Origin of the sequence: Streptomyces sp. CMB-StM0423, from assembly GCF_002847285.1 — a bacterium.
In the GTDB taxonomy this organism is placed as follows: Bacteria; Actinomycetota; Actinomycetes; order Streptomycetales; family Streptomycetaceae; genus Streptomyces.
The window spans coordinates 1,502,188-1,516,887 of the sequence record NZ_CP025407.1 but is presented as its reverse complement, the minus strand read 5'-3'; the positions used below and the strand labels follow the sequence as shown (position 1 = coordinate 1,516,887).

The 14,700-nt window shown below is 74.1% G+C and carries 9 protein-coding genes and 1 pseudogene; 8 read left to right on the top strand and 2 right to left on the bottom strand.

Annotated elements, in window-relative coordinates:
* Positions 1–32: 32 nt before the first annotated feature.
* Both CXR04_RS06365 and CXR04_RS36375 read left to right on the top strand, forming a co-directional pair.
* Positions 33–1,151 carry a peptidoglycan recognition protein family protein gene (locus CXR04_RS06365; RefSeq protein ID WP_101420905.1) on the top strand — a complete coding sequence of 373 codons (1,119 nt, stop codon included), beginning with the start codon at positions 33–35 and terminating at the stop codon, positions 1,149–1,151.
* Positions 1,152–1,796: 645 nt separating this feature from the next.
* On the top strand, positions 1,797–4,115 hold the full coding sequence (locus tag CXR04_RS36375; RefSeq protein ID WP_101420904.1) for a serine/threonine-protein kinase: 2,319 nt from the start codon (positions 1,797–1,799) through the stop codon (positions 4,113–4,115).
* A 227-nt stretch (positions 4,116–4,342) separates the two neighbouring features.
* Here CXR04_RS36375 and CXR04_RS06350 read toward each other — a convergent pair whose 3' ends face one another.
* A complete protein-coding gene (locus CXR04_RS06350) occupies positions 4,343–5,074 on the bottom strand; it encodes a TetR/AcrR family transcriptional regulator (RefSeq protein ID WP_101420903.1) in 732 nt (243 codons plus the stop codon).
* A 163-nt stretch (positions 5,075–5,237) separates the two neighbouring features.
* Between CXR04_RS06350 and CXR04_RS06345 the strand changes: the two genes are divergently transcribed.
* Both CXR04_RS06345 and CXR04_RS06340 read left to right on the top strand, forming a co-directional pair.
* Positions 5,238–7,460: an MMPL family transporter gene (locus tag CXR04_RS06345; RefSeq protein ID WP_101420902.1), complete on the top strand. Its 2,223-nt coding sequence runs from the start codon at positions 5,238–5,240 to the stop codon at positions 7,458–7,460.
* 540 nt (positions 7,461–8,000) lie between these two features.
* Positions 8,001–9,461, top strand: coding sequence for a multicopper oxidase family protein (locus tag CXR04_RS06340; RefSeq protein WP_199850403.1), 1,461 nt, complete (start codon positions 8,001–8,003; stop codon positions 9,459–9,461).
* Positions 9,462–9,545: 84 nt separating this feature from the next.
* Here the strand turns inward: CXR04_RS06340 and CXR04_RS36840 are convergent.
* Positions 9,546–9,911, bottom strand: a pseudogene (locus tag CXR04_RS36840) (AbfB domain-containing protein); the annotation flags it as partial.
* 253 nt (positions 9,912–10,164) lie between these two features.
* On the opposite strand from CXR04_RS36840, the gene CXR04_RS06325 reads away from it, so the two are divergent.
* From CXR04_RS06325 to CXR04_RS06310, 4 genes are all read left to right on the top strand, one after another.
* A complete protein-coding gene (locus tag CXR04_RS06325; protein ID WP_101420900.1) occupies positions 10,165–11,634 on the top strand; it encodes a glycoside hydrolase family 76 protein in 1,470 nt (489 codons plus the stop codon).
* Positions 11,635–11,881: 247 nt separating this feature from the next.
* Positions 11,882–12,766, top strand: coding sequence for a universal stress protein (locus CXR04_RS06320; RefSeq protein ID WP_101420899.1), 885 nt, complete (start codon positions 11,882–11,884; stop codon positions 12,764–12,766).
* A gap of 101 nt (positions 12,767–12,867) precedes the next feature.
* A complete protein-coding gene (locus CXR04_RS06315; RefSeq protein ID WP_101420898.1) occupies positions 12,868–13,965 on the top strand; it encodes a baeRF3 domain-containing protein in 1,098 nt (365 codons plus the stop codon).
* Between the two features lie 142 nt (positions 13,966–14,107).
* On the top strand, positions 14,108–14,680 hold the full coding sequence (locus tag CXR04_RS06310; protein ID WP_101420897.1) for a dihydrofolate reductase family protein: 573 nt from the start codon (positions 14,108–14,110) through the stop codon (positions 14,678–14,680).
* The last annotated feature ends 20 nt before the right edge of the window (positions 14,681–14,700 follow it).

Sequence of the window (14,700 nt, the reverse complement as noted above, 5' to 3'; positions counted from 1 at the left end):
CATCCACCCCCCACCTGAAGAAGGAGACCAGGATGGCAGCACATCCGGGTTTCGACCGCCGCGCCCTGCTGCGCGGCGGACTGACCGCCTCCGCGGCCGGCGCGCTCGGCCTCGGCGCTGCGGGGCTCGCACACGCCACGCCCAGCTCAGCGACCACGGCCGCGCCCGGCGCGGCCCCCGCCCCGCCGCGCGGCGCCCGTGCGCTCGCGGCGCCCGAGCCGCGCATCTACGGCACCGCGGAATGGGGTGCCCGACCGCCGGAAATCGACATCGTCGTCCTCGACCACGTGCCGACGTACATCGCCGTCCACCACACCGCGGAACCGGGCAACAGCGAGGATTACTCGCTCGAACACGCCATGGAAATCTGCCGGTCCATCCAGAACTTCCACATGGACACCCAGGGATGGGGCGACACCGGCCAGCAGTTCACCATCAGCCGCGGCGGATTCTGCCTCGAAGGCCGGCACGAGACCCTGGACGTCGTGCGCGGCGGCACCCAGCACGTGCAGGGCGCCAACGTCGGCGGCCGCAACAGCGAGGTCATCGGCATCGAGAACGAGGGCCTCTACACCGACGTCGACGTGCCCACCGCGCTGTGGGACTCGCTCGTCGCGATGGTCGCCTGGATCGCCGGCCAGTACGGGCGGCCGGTGGAGAACATCATGGGCCACCGCGACTTCAACTCCACCGAGTGCCCCGGCGACGTGCTCTACGCCCGCCTGCCGGAGCTGCGCGACGCGGTGGCCGGGGTGCTCGGCGCCCCGAAGCCCGAGCGGACCGCCGTCTGGCCGCTGCTGCGCCCCGGCGACAGCGGCCCCGTGGTGCGCGCGGCGCAGCACCTGCTGCGCGCCCGCGGGTTCAACGGGCTGCCCGCCGACGGGCTCTTCGGCCCGGAGACGAAGCGGGCCGTGGCCAAGCTCGCCGAGGACGGGGGCGTCGAGCGGCACTCCTGCTCGGCGGAGTACCACAAGCGCAACGACGAGACCGGCTACCTCGGCGCGGACATCTGGCCGCTGATCACCCCGCGTGGACGCGCCGGGGCCGGCGGCGAGGTCACGAAGGCCGTCGAGGCGCTGCTCGGCCGCGGGCGGCGGGCGCCGTCGGGCCGGGAGCTGGACGCAACGGTGTGGAAGCAGTTGCTGTCCTGAGGGCCTGAGCGCGTACGGGAACGGGCGCGGACCCCGCGCCCGTTCGCGTACGGCCGGCCGCGCGCGCTACGGCACCGCGACCGCCGCGCCCCCCGCGGGCCCGCGGCGGTCGCCGGTGTCAGCGGCGGCCCCGCCACGAACGGGCGGAGCCGGTCGGCGAGCGCGTCGCCCGTCACCAACTGGAAGTCGGTGGCAGGGGAGAGGGCTGACTCGGGGCACGTCTGCCGAGGGCCCGGCCCCACCTTGCCGGCCTCGAACGGCCCGGTGAAGTCGCAGGCGTCCTCGCTGCTTGCCACCGTCTGCCGCGCCGGCGGCGGCGTACGCGGTAGCGGGTCGGGGAAGCCGTCGGGTCCGCCTCCTCCCGCCCCTTCGCGTCGTCGCCGCCGGTGCAGGCGGCGGGCCCGCCGGCCCGGCGACCGCGACCGGCACGAGCCCGGCCACGCCCCGCCGCACACGTCCCACGATGCCCGCTCCTCCCCGCCGTGCCGGGTTCCGCCCGCACCGTATCCGCCACCGTCCGGGACGGGTCCCCCGCCGATCGGGGGTACCGGTCGCGCCAAGGTCAACTACCGGGGAACCGCTTGGTGGTTGGGTAGGGGGGCGAGCAGTGCCGGGACGTGTGCTCCGGCGCGGAAGGAGAGTGCCGTGGAGCCGCTGGCGGCTGGGGATCCCGCCCGGGTGGGCGACTTCGTGCTACGCGGCCGGCTGGGCGCGGGCGGCATGGGGGAGGTGTTCCTCGGCCGGTCGCCCGGCGGGCGGGCCGCGGCGGTGAAGGTGGTGCACGCCCATCTGGCGCGGCAGCCCGAGTTCCGCGGCCGGTTCCGGCGGGAGGTGGCCGCCGCCCGGTCGGTCAGCGGCGCGTACACCGCGCCCGTGATGGCGGCGGGCCCGGAGGACGATCCGCCGTGGATCGCCACGCTCTACGTCCCGGGCCCCTCCCTGGCGGAAGCCGTGCGCGCGGCCGGTCCGTTCCCCGAGGTCTCGGTGTGGCCGCTGGCCGCCGGGCTGGTCGAGGCGCTGCAGGCCATCCACGCCGAGGGGCTGCTCCACCGCGACCTCACGCCGTCGAACGTGCTGCTGGCCGCGGACGGCCCGCGGGTCATCGACTTCGGGATCTCCCGCGCCGTGGACGGCACCGTGCTCACCGGGACCGGCGCGACCATCGGCACGCCGGGCTTCATGTCCCCGGAACAGGCCCGGGACGGCGATGTCCGGCAGGCGGGCGACGTCTTCTCCTTCGGTGCCGTCCTGGCCTACGCTGCCGGCGGCGTCGAGCCGTTCGGGCGCGGCACGCCGCTGGGCGTCCTGCACCGCGTGGTCACGGCGGAACCGCAACTGGACGAGGTGCCCGAGCGGATACGCACCCTCGTCGCCGCGTGCCTGGCCAAGAACCCGGACGACCGGCCCACCCCCGCCGAACTCCTCGGCCTGATCGCCGCGGAGTGGGACCCGGGCGACGACTTCCCGGCCGCCGCGCGGTGGCCCGAGGCCGTGCACACCCTCATCCAGGCCCGTGCCGTACCGCCCACCGCGCGCAATACCGCGCCGAACACCGAGCCGGACAACGCCCCGCCGCCCCCGCACGACGCGCCCACCATGACCGCACCCCCGCGGTACGAACCCACGCAGCCGGCCGGCCCGCCCCCGGAGCCCGAGCCCGCGCCCGCCGCCTCCGGTCGCGTACCGAAGGCCGACCGCCCCCGCGCACTGCGCCGCCGCCACCGGCAGGCCCTCAAGCTCAAGAGGACGGGCGAGTCCGAGGAGGCCGCCCGCCGGCTGGCCGAGGTCGTCGCGGACCGCAGCCGTGTGCAGGGGCCCGACCATATCGATGTCCTCTACGCCCGCCAGCACCACGCCATGGCCGTCGCGGAGTCGGGCCGGGAGGCGGAGGCCGCGGCTCTGCTGGGCGATCTGATCCCGGAGTTCGTACGCCGGCTGGGCCCGGACCACCGCAACACCGTGACCACCCGCCGGGGCCACGCCGAGGCCGTCGGCAACGCGGGCCGGCACGAGGAGGCCGTGCGCCTGCTGGCTGACATCGTCACGGACACCGCCCGTGTGCTCGGCCCCAACCACCCCGACACCCTGCTCACCCGCCATCTCCACGGCACCAATCTCGCGGACTCGGGGGACCACGCGGAGGCGGCGCGCCTGTTCGCGGTCCTCCTCGACGACCGGATCCGCGTGCACGGGCGCAACCACGAGAAGACCCTGGTCGCCCGCATGCTCCACGCCCACTGCGTCGGACTGGCGGGGGACCACGCGGAAGGCGCCCGCCTGATGGGCGAACTCCTCCCCGACCTGTCCCGGGTGCGTGGCCCCGACCACGCCGAGACCCTGGCCGCCCGCGGCAGCAGGGCCCGCCATCTCGGTGAGGCCGGGGAGCATGCGGAGGCCGCGCGCGCGTACGCGGAACTGGCCGCCGACACCGGCCGCGTCCTGGGTCCTGACCACGACGACACCCTGAGCGCGCGCGAGCGCCACGCTTCCCATCTCGGCACGTCGGGGGAGCACGTGGAGTCCGCCCGGCTGCACGCAGGACTGGCCGCCGATCAGGCGCGCCTCCTCGGCCCCGACCACCGCGACACCCTGCTCGCCCGCCACCTCAGTGCGTGGGAGCTGGGCGAGGCGGAGGAGTACGCCGAGGCGGCCCGACTGATGGGCGAGGTCGTGGCCGACTGGGCGCGCGTCGTGGGGCCCGACCACCGCGACACCATGAATGCGCGCCATTTCCACGCCCGTTACGTCGGCGGGGCGGGGGACTACGCCGAGGCGGCCCGGCTGATGGGCGAGGTCGTGGCCGACTGGGCGCGCGCCGAAGCCCCCGACCACCAGGAAACCCTGCGTGCCCGCGAGTGGCAGGCGTTCTATCTCGACGAGGTGGGGGACCACGAGGGGGCCGAGCGGCTGAGGGCGGAAGCCGACGCCTCCCGGGCCCGGGCCGAAGGCGAATCCGTGTCCTGACCGAACGGGCGAAGACGCGGGAGAACGCGGGCGGGGCGCGGGTTGAGCCACGGCCGGGCCGAGGAGACCGCCGGCGGGATCGGCCCGGCCTCCCGGCCCAAGGGCGGGAGGCCCCCGGTATCGTCGGCGGCGTGCCGCTGAGGTTCCCCGTAGGCGGCGGGTTCACTGCCGGCCCGTAACCCCCGGCCCGTAACCCCTGACCCGCACCGGCCGGCGAGTCGTACGGCCTACGCGGCGTCCGGGATGCGGCGGCGGATGTCGGTGAGCAGGTTGTGCATCGACAGGCGGAACAGCTCGGCGCGGTGGTCGCCGAGGAACGCGGTGTGGCCGAACACCTCCAGCACCACCAGCCCGTGCATGTGCCCCCACGCGCTGAACAGCAGCGCGACCGCCGCCGGCGGCAGCGCCGCCGGGTCGCTCCCGCGCAAGCCGTCGAGCACGGCGTGGAGTTCGGGGGAGAGGGGCGGGATGCCGGCGGCGGCGAGCCGGTCCCTCCCGTACCCGCGGAACATCTCGCGCTCGAAGACGGCGCTCATCCTGCGCACGGCCTGCGTGGTCGGCCCCTCGGCGGGCGCCGCGTAGTACCGCAGCGGCGTGCCGTAGATCAACTGGAACCGCTCCGGGTTGGCCACCGCCCAGCGGCGGTAGCCCTCGGTCGCGGCGGCGAACCCCGCCCCGCCCCCGGGGCCGGCCGCGTCGGCGGCCTCCTGCACCGCCGCCGCCAGGTCGTCGTACGTCTTGGTGATGAGCGTCGTCAGCAGCGCGTCCCTGCTGGGGAAGTAGTGGTACAGCGCCTGCACCGTCATCCCCAGCCCGCGCGCGACCGCCCGCAGTGACAGCGCCGCCGGACCGTGTTCCGTGATGTGCGCCTCGGCGGCGTCCACGATCTCCCGGACCGCGACCGTCCGGCGCCGCTCGCGCAGCGACGGCGGGGGCGCGGGGCGTTCGTCCACGGTCATGGCAACTCCCCGTTCGGCGGCAGCTTGTCAGAAAAACTTAACACTGCCAAATTCTCCGTCGCCTGGCTACCGTCGTGCGCGCCGGCCCCCCTCCCCGTCGACCCGGGCCGACCCCTTGCCGCTTGACGGACATATCGCGTTACATGCACAAAGGAGACCCACCGTGTTCAACCGCATAGCCGAGCTGGCGATCCGCCGGTCCCGGCTGGTCCTCGTCGTCGCCGCCGTGGCCGTCGTCCTCATGGGCGCCCTCGGCGCCGGGGCCTTCGCCCAGCTCAAGGGCGGCGGCTACGACGACCCGTCCGCCCAGTCCACCCGGGCCGGCGAGATCATCGACGGCAAGTTCGGCGGGGAGACGAACCTCGTCCTGCTGGTACGGGCCACCCGGGACGGCGCCGATGTCGACGCCCGGCCGGTCGCGGAGGGCGGCCGGGACCTGGTGACCGCGCTGAGGGCCGACGACCGGGTCACGAACGTCGTCTCGTACTGGGACGCGGGCAATCCCGCCCTGCGCTCGAAGGACCGCGGCGAGGCCCTGGTGCTCGCGCACGTCGAGGGCGACGAGACCGAGCGCGCGGAGAACGCCGAAGGCGTCGTCGACGCCTTCACCGGGGAGCGGGCCGGCGGCCTCGACGTCCGGGCCGGCGGCGGCAGCGCCGTGGACGTCGAGCTGTCGCCGCAGGTGCAGAAGGACCTGGTGCTCGCCGAGGCGATCGCCGTGCCGCTGACGCTGGTGCTGCTGCTGTTCGTCTTCGGCAGCGTGGTCGCGGCGCTGCTGCCGCTGGCCATCGCGCTCATCGCCATCGCCGGCACCTTCGCGCAGCTCTTCGTCCTCGGCAGCGTCACCGACGTCTCCGTCTCCGCGGTCAACCTCACCACGGCGCTCGGCCTGGGCCTGGGCATCGACTACGCGCTGCTGATGGTCAGCCGGTTCCGCGAGCAGCTCGGCACGGGCGCGTCCGTCGCCGAAGCCGTACGCACCACGGTGCACACCGCGGGCCGTACCGTCGTGTTCTCCGCCGCCACCGTGGCCGCCGCGCTCGCGGCGCTGATGGTCTTCCCGCAGTACTTCCTGCGGTCCTTCGGCTATGCCGGGGTCGGCGTCGTCGCCATCGCCGCGCTGGGCACGCTCTTCGTGATGCCGGCGCTGCTCGCCGTGCTGGGCCACCGCGTCAACGGCGGCAGGCTGCCGTGGGCGAAGTCCGGGCGCGGTGACTCCCGTTCCCCGCTGTGGGGGAGGCTGGCCCGTACCGTCATGCGGCGCCCCGCGCTCACGGCGCTGCCGGTGCTCGCGGTGCTGCTGCTGGCGGCGAGCCCGCTGCTGGGCATCACGTTCGGCACGCCCGACGAGCGGGTGCTGCCCGAGGACTCCCGGAGCCGCCAGGTCGCCACGGTGCTGCGGGAGGACTTCGCGGGCAACGACGACGGGGCGGTCCACGTCGTCATCGACGGGGCCGTCGCCGAGGCCCCGCTGGCGGCGTACGCGAGCGAACTCTCCGGCCTGGACGGCGTCGTCCGCGTCGAGGCGAGCACCGCGACGTACGCCGCGGGCGAGCCCGCCGGCGCCGGCAGCGCCGCGCTCGGCCGGCCCGACGCGCAGCAGCTCAGCGTCGTCGGCGAGGCGGCGCCGAAGTCGGACGCCGGCCAGCGGCTGGTCGCGGACGTACGCGGGGTCGCGCCGCCCGAGGGCGCGGAACCGCGGGTCGGCGGGGTCGCCGCCGCGCTCGTCGACTCCAAGGACTCCCTCGCGGACCGGCTGCCGATCGCCGTTGCGCTCGTCGTGCTCAGCACCTTCGTGCTGCTCTTCCTCTTCACCGGCAGCGTGGTGCAGCCGCTGCGCGCGCTGGTCCTCAACCTCCTCAGCCTGGGCGCCACCCTGGGCGTGATGACCTGGATGTTCCAGGACGGCAACCTCTCCTCGGTCTTCGGCTTCACCGCCCAGCCGATGGAGGTGTCGATGACGATGCTGATGTTCTGCATCGCCTTCGGCCTGTCCATGGACTACGAGGTGTTCGTCACCAGCCGGATCAAGGAGCTGCACGAGCAGGGCGCGGACAACGGGACCGCCGTGGCCGACGGCCTCGGGCACACCGGACGCATCGTCAGCGCGGCGGCCTGCCTGCTCGCGGTGAGCTTCTTCGCCTTCGGCACCGCGCAGATCAGCTTCATGCAGATGTTCGGCCTGGGCAGCGGCCTGGCCATCCTCATCGACGCGGTGGCGGTACGCGGCGTCCTCGTACCCGCCGCGATGCGCCTCCTCGGCCGCTCCGCCTGGTACGCCCCGGGCCCCCTGCGCCGCTTCCACCGCCGCTTCGGGCTGAGCGAGGGCGGCACCGTGCCGGGCAACGCGGTACCGCTGCCGCCCCGCCTGCCCGCCAGGCGGTGAGTAAAGAAGTCGTCAAGAGGTGAGCGGCCGGGCTGGGTGGAGGCGAGCGCTCCGCGGCTGCCATCCCGGCCGCCCGCCGGCCGGCGGGCCGCTCACGCCGCCGCCCACCTGCGGCGGAGCGCCGCCCTCGGCCCTCACGCCGACCGGATGCCGGGCGCGGCCGCGCCCGGCCCGCGTTCGGGTCGTTGAAGAATAAATCAGTCTGCTTCGGGCTTTGCCGCCATCCCTCCTGCATGAAATCAAGTCAGTCCCAAGCGGGGCGATCCATACTGCCGACGCGAGGTGCGAGTCGCTCACACCTCCCTGTCGATCCGTTACGGATCCCGCAGAACCCGGTGCGGGCCGGGCCCAAAGGCTCCCGGACCCGGCCCGCACCGGTGACCGCACGGACCGTCCACGGCCCGGGTGACACGGCCTCGGAACCGTCTGGACGCCACGACCCTCATCCCTCCCGCGCCCCCGATCCCCGTCCGTCACAGCGCCGTGGCGATCCGGCGATCCGGGGCGCACACAGGTCACAGTTCGATGGAGGCAATTTTCATGGTGAGTCGGCGCAGGGTGCTCGCTGCGGGTATGGCAACGGCGTGCACGGGGGTGACCGGCGCGGCGTTAGTCCCGCTGGTGACCACACCGGCCGGGGCCGAGCCCGCCGGCGCGGCGCGGGCGGCGAACGCCGCGCCCGCGGTCACGCCCTTCACCCAGCCCATGCCGCGGCCCACGGTGCTGTTGCCGGTGTCGACGGGCGGCGGCGTCGACGTCTACGTCATGACGATGCAGCCGGCGACCGCGGAGATACTCCCCGGCATCCAGTCGCAGGTGCTCACGTTCAACGGCAGCTTCCCCGGCCCGCTGATCAGGGCGCGCCGCGGCCGGCCCGTCGTCATCCAGCAGCGCAACCGGCTCGACGTGCCCGCGTCGGTGCACCTGCACGGCGGGGAGGTGGATCCGCAGCACGACGGCCAGCCGATGGAGACCATCGCCCCGGGCGCGGACCGTACGTACTACTACCCCAACACCCAGCCGCACGCCTCGCTCTGGTACCACGACCACGCCCACCACATCGAGTCCGAGAACGTCTACCGCGGGCTGGCCGGCCAGTACCTCCTCACCGACGAGGTCGAGGAGGCGCTGCCGCTGCCCACCGGGCAGTACGACCTGCCCATCGCCATCCGCGACGCCAACGTGGACGCGACCGGACTGCACTACACGATGGGCGACCGGCAGCGCTCCACGATGATCGCCAACGGCAAGGCGTACCCGTACGTCCAGGTCGCCGCCCGCAAGTACCGCATCCGGCTGCTCAACTGCTCCAACCAGCGCTTCATGGAGCTGCGGCTTGAGGACGGCGGCGAGATGATCCAGATCGGCTCCGACGGCGGGCTGCTGCCGCGCCCGTACCGCACCACCGCCATCCCGCTGTCCGCCGCCGAGCGCGCCGACGTCGTCATCGACTTCTCCCGCTACGCCGTCGGCAGCAGCGTCGTGCTGAAGAACACCGGCGGCTTCGGCAGCCCCGAACTCGTCGGCCAGGTACTGCGCTTCGACATCGTCAGGCCCGCCAAGGACAGCAGCCGCGTCCCGGACGTGCTGCGCGAGCTGCCGCCGCTGCCGCAGCCGACCGCCGAGCGCACCGTCACCCTGCGGATGGACGAGGACGGCCGCCCGAACCCGCAGGCGTACATCGACGAGAAGCTGTACGACCCGGCTCGGGTGGACCAGCAGATCCGGTTCGGCGCCAGCGAGATCTGGACCATCAAGAACCTCAACCAGATCGCGTGGCACAACTTCCACATGCACCTCGTCCAGTTCCGCGTCCTGGAGCGCAACGGCCAGGCGCCGGGCCCGGGCGAGGCGGGGCTGAAGGACACCGTCAACCTGCGCCCGAACGAGACGGTCAAGGTCCAGGCGACGTTCGACACCCACAGGGGCTCGTACGTCTACCACTGCCACATGCTCGACCACTCCGCGATGGGCATGATGGCGACGATGAAGATCGCCTGACCGCGGACGGCCCGCCGGCGTGCCGGCCGGGGGTCTCCCCGGCCGGCCCCGCCTTGCGGCGGCTCTTCCTTACGTGGCTCCGCCTTACGGTGCCCAGGGTGCGGCCACGGACCAGGTGGTGTCCTCGGTGAAGGTGGCCGGATTGTCCCAGGGGTGGCCCGCGCCCTGCCGGGCCAGCCACACCTCGGAATCGATGTGGCGGACGAAGCTGCCGGGGAAGTTCGCCGACGAGAGCCGCACCCCGCCGCTGCCGGGCGCGGGGCAGCCGCCGCGGTGCGGCGCGCCGGCCGCGCGGCCGTTGACCAGGACGGTCGTCTCCCAGTCGGAGCCGCCGAAGTTGAGCACGACGCGGCGCCCCGACCAGCCGGCGGGGACGGTGAAGGTCCGCTGGTACCAGAGCCTGTCGTTCTCGGTGATACGGGCCTGGATGCCGGAGAGCGCGGACGGCGGGCGCGGCGGTGAGGCCCGTACCGAGGAGGGCGGCGGCGAGGGCGAAGACGGCGGCGGCCGCGCGCGACCGGCCGCGTAACCGGCGTGCTCGTGGGGGCGCGGGGGGTGTGGGGGAGTGGGTACGGGGTTCCTCCGGCTCTACAACGTTATAAAGATGAGGCTCATGTCGTACGACACCACCACCCGGGCACGCCGTCCAGACCCGGGGCCGAAGTCATTGACGTAAACATGACATCCGGTCACTGTGGTGCATATGAAGCGCTTAGCGACGCTGACGGCGGCGGCCGCACTCGCCGCCGGCTCCCTGGCCGCCGTCCCCGCCCCCACATCCGCGGCGCAACCCGCACCCGCCGCACCCGAACTCGCCCGGATCTGCAACGTTTACTGCGACGCCCGTGACCCCGCCCAGGCCACCCGCGACCGCACCGCCGTCACCGCCACCCTCTTCTCCCGCACCTTCGCGCTGCACGTGGACGACGACAGCGCCATGGGCTGGGCGACGATCGGCAACGGCAGCCCCGGTGACGAGGTCTGGCTCGACCGCTCCTTCGACGGCGGCCGCACCTGGGCCTCCGGCAGCCGGCTCGGCAACACCGCCATCCCCGCCGGCCAGCGCGGCTGGCGCACCGGCATGTACAACGTCGACGACTGGGCGAACCGCGGCGTCGGCGCCCTGCGCGCCTGCGGCAAGGCCGCCGACCGCCCCGACATCGCCTGCACCCCCTGGGCCCGCAGCACCTGGAACGCCTGGGACCGCAGAACCGCCGCCGCCACCGCGCAGATGTCCTTCTACGACCAGGGCACCGGCCTCTTCGCCACCACCGGCTGGTGGAACTCCGCCAACGCCCTCACCGCCGTCATCGACAACATCCGCGTCAGCGGCATGCGCAGCTACGAGTACGCCGTCGCGAACACCTACGACCGCCAGCTCGGCGCCCACCAGGGCCAGTTCCGCAACGACTACATCGACGACACCGGCTGGTGGGGCCTGGCCTGGATCGCCGCGTACGACCTGACCGGCGACCGCCGCTACCTCGACACCGCCCGCGCCGACGCCGACCACATGGCCGCGTACTGGGACGGCCGCTGCGGCGGCGGCGTGTGGTGGAGCCAGGCGAAGACGTACAAGAACGCCATCTCCAACTCCCTCTACATCCACCTCAACGCGGCCCTGCACAACCGCGTCGCGGGCGACACCGCGTATCTGAAGCGGGCGCGCGACGGCTGGACCTGGTTCCAGGGCACCGGCATGATCAACGGCTCCTCCCTGGTCAACGACGGCATCGACCTGGGCACCTGCCGCAACAACGGCCAGCCGGTCTGGTCGTACAACCAGGGCGTGCTGCTCGGCGCCCTCACCGAACTCCACCGCGCCACCGGCGAGGACGCCCTCCTGACCACCGCCCGCCGGCTCGCCGACGCCGCGACCACGGCGCCGTCACTGCACACCGCGGACGGCATCCTGCGCGACCCCTGCGAGTCGGGCGACTGCGGCGCGGACGGCCCGTCGTTCAAGGGCGCCCACGTCCGCGGCCTGGGCAAGCTCAACGCCGCCCTGCCCGACCACCCGTACACGGCCTACCTCACACGCCAGGCGGACCGCGCCCACACCTCCGACCGCAACGCTCTCGACCAGTACGGCCTGCGCTGGTACGGCCCGCTGGACAAGACCGACGCGGCCCGCCAGCAGAGCGCCCTGGACCTGATGAACGCGGCCCCGTAGCGGTTGTCAGGGATCACCGGGGACCGCACCGAAGCGGACACGGGAAGCCGTGGCGCGGCTCCCCGATTCCCGCGGTCCTCTCCTCCCGGCCCGGCGCGCCGCCGCCAGGCTGCTCCGGGGTGCGGTCACCCGACTGCGGGCGTAGCGCTGGTGTGTCCGGCGCGGGTGGCACAGGCTCGGGTCAGGACCCCTGGTGTGCGGCCCGCGGGAGGCGTGTGGCGGGCGCGCGGGAACGGAGAGTGGCGGGATGGAGACTGCGCCGGTCGTCGTGGGCGTGGACGGCTCCGCGGCGGGCCTCGACGCGGTCGCGGTCGCCGCGCGCGAGGCGAAGCTGCGCGGGTGCCCCCTGCGGGTCGTGCACGCGTTCCTCTGGCCGGCCTTCGGTGCCTACCCCGGCGCCGCCGCGATGCTCCCGGGGGACACCGCGCTGCGCAAGGAGGCCCAGAAGGTCGTCGACGACGCCGTGGCGCACGCCCGCACGTCGGAGCCCCGCGTCAGGGTCCACGGGGCCGTCGTGACGGGCGAGGCCATGGAGGTCATGGTCAAGGAGACGAAGACCGCGCAGTTGGCGGTCGTCGCCGGCCGCGGCCTCGGCGCGTTCGCCCGGCTGCTCGTGGGCTCGACGGCGGTTCATCTGTCCGCGTACGGCCACTGCCCCGTGCTCGTCGTACGCGTCGGCGGCGCAGGACCCCGCGGTCCCGTGCTGCTGGCGGTCGACGGCTCGCCGGCCGGGGCCGCCGCCGTGGAGTTCGCCTTCGCCGAGGCGGCCAGGCGGCGGAGCGGGCTCGTCGCGCTGCACGTGGGGAGCGCCTGGACCAGGTTCTCGCCGCGGCGGGACGAGCCGGCCGGTGCCGCCGCGGAAGGGCCGGCCGCGGCGGGCGACCGGGTGCTCGCCGAGGCGCTGGCGGGCGCCGAGAAGTCGTATCCGGACGTACGCGTCGAACGTACCGCCGTCGAGGGCTCGGCCCGCGAACTGCTCATCGAGGCCAGCAAGGACGCCGGCCTCCTCGTCACCGGCGCCCGCGGCCACGGCGGCTTCGCCGGGCTGCTCCTCGGCTCGGTCAGCCACGCGCTCCTCCAGCACGCGCACTGCCCGGTCGCCGTCGTACGCGGCGCGGGTGAGCGCTCCTGACCCGGCACCGGCCCCCCACGCTCCGACCCCGCAGTCCCGAACCGGCCCTGACCGGCCCTGACCCCCGCCGCACCGACGGCCGAAGGACCTGGAGAGGCACGATGGACACCTCGCTCACCCCCACGGCGCTCGCGGAGCTGCGCGAGCGGCGCCCGTACCCCGCCGTGTCGCTCACGCTGCCCACGCACCGGCGCGCGCCGCGCAACGCGGAGGACTCCGTACGGCTGCGCAACGTCATCGCCGAGGCCGAGCGGCAGCTCGACCGCGACCCCGGCGTGACGCGCGCGGCCCGCGACGAGATCCGCGCGCAGCTCAACGCGGCCGTCGAGGAGACCGACCTCTCCCTGGCGCTCGACGGCCTCGTCATCTTCGCCACCGTGGCCGAGCACCACGTGTACGCCCTCCCGCGCGCCGTCCCCGAACGGGTCGTGCTGGCCGACTCGTTCCTCACCCGCAACCTGGTGGCGGCCTACGCGGCGCAGCGCCCGTACTGGGTGCTGTCCCTGGCCGCCGACCGCGTCACCCTGTGGAGCGGCTCGGGCGAGCGCGTCACCGAGGCCACCGCCGATGGCTTCCCGATGACCAGGACCGTGGACAACCCGGACGCGGAGCGCGAGGAGCGGATCGGGGACACGCCCAGCACGTTCCGCGACGAGGAGGTCCGCATCTTCCTGCGCGACGCCGACGCCGCGCTGCACACCGTCCTCGCCAGGGACCCCCGGCCCCTCTACGCCACCGGCGCGGACGCCGCCCTGGCCCTCCTCGCCGACACCGGCACCGCCTCCGCCACCGCCGTCCACATCCCGCACGGCGGCCTGGCCCAGGGCCCGCCGGACGCGGTCGCCCGCACCGTCGCCCCGGCCCTGGAGACGCAGGCGCGCCAGCATGCCGCCGCGGCCATCGCCGCGCTGGACGAGGCCCGGGGGCGCCGGGCGTTCGCGGGCGGGGTGGACGAGGTGTGGTCGAAGGTCACCGACGGCCGCGTCCACCGCCTGGTCGTGGAGGAGAACTACCGCATCACCGTGCGCGCGGCCGACGACGACCACCTGGTCCCGGCCGAGGACGACGACCCGCAGGCCCGCCACGACATCGTGGACGAGATCGTCGAGCAGGCCCTCGACACCGGCGCCGACGTCACGTTCGTCCCCGACGACGCCCTCGCGGACCACGCCCGCATCGCGGCGGTGCTGCGCTACTGAGGCCGGGCTGCTGAAGCCGGGCTGCCGAAAGGCGGGCGCGCGGCGGGCGATGACTTTCGGGTGCCGGTGCCGTCGTAAGGGATGACCGCAAGCGGCGCGGGGCCACCCCGCCGCAGCCACCACCGGATCAGGAGCGACAACCATGCGCACTCTCATCAGCACCGCCTTCGTCTCCCTCGACGGCGTCATGGAGGCCCCGGGCGGCGAGCCCGGCTACCGCAACTCCGGCTGGACCTTCAAGGAGACCGAGTTCCTCCCCGAGGCGTACGCGCTCAAGGGCGAAGAGCAGGAGGAAGCCGGCGCGCTGATGATGGGCCGCGTCAGCTACGAGGCGTTCAGCCCGGTGTGGCCGGGCATGGAGGAGTTCGCCAGATACAAGGTGCTGCCGAAGTACGTCGTCTCCACCACCCTCGCCGCGGACGACCTCGTCACCGACTGGGGTGACATCACCATCCTGCGCTCCCTCGACGACATCGCCGCCCTGAAGGAGACGGAGGGCGCGCCGATCATCGTCCACGGCAGCGCGACCCTCAACCACAGCCTGGCGGACGCGGGCCTCATCGACCGCTACCACCTGCTGGTCTTCCCCCTGCTGCTGGGCGCGGGCAAGCGCCTGTACAGCGACACGTCCAAGGACACCCAGAAGCTGAAGCTGGTCTCCGCCGAGGCGTACGCCAACGGCATCCAGAAGAACGTCTTCGACGTCGTCCGCTGAACCCCTCCGCCGCACCGCCC

What these genes read in the sequence shown, in the direction of transcription:
- CXR04_RS06365 (WP_101420905.1), top strand. Translation starts at nt 33, where the DNA reads ATGGCAGCACATCCGGGTTTCGACCGCCGCGCCCTGCTGCGCGGCGGA.
- CXR04_RS06325 (WP_101420900.1), top strand. Translation starts at nt 10,165, where the DNA reads ATGAAGCGCTTAGCGACGCTGACGGCGGCGGCCGCACTCGCCGCCGGC.
- CXR04_RS06320 (WP_101420899.1), top strand. Translation starts at nt 11,882, where the DNA reads ATGGAGACTGCGCCGGTCGTCGTGGGCGTGGACGGCTCCGCGGCGGGC.
- CXR04_RS06350 (WP_101420903.1), bottom strand. Translation starts at nt 5,074, where the DNA reads ATGACCGTGGACGAACGCCCCGCGCCCCCGCCGTCGCTGCGCGAGCGG.
- CXR04_RS06310 (WP_101420897.1), top strand. Translation starts at nt 14,108, where the DNA reads ATGCGCACTCTCATCAGCACCGCCTTCGTCTCCCTCGACGGCGTCATG.
- CXR04_RS06340 (WP_199850403.1), top strand. Translation starts at nt 8,001, where the DNA reads ATGGTGAGTCGGCGCAGGGTGCTCGCTGCGGGTATGGCAACGGCGTGC.
- CXR04_RS06315 (WP_101420898.1), top strand. Translation starts at nt 12,868, where the DNA reads ATGGACACCTCGCTCACCCCCACGGCGCTCGCGGAGCTGCGCGAGCGG.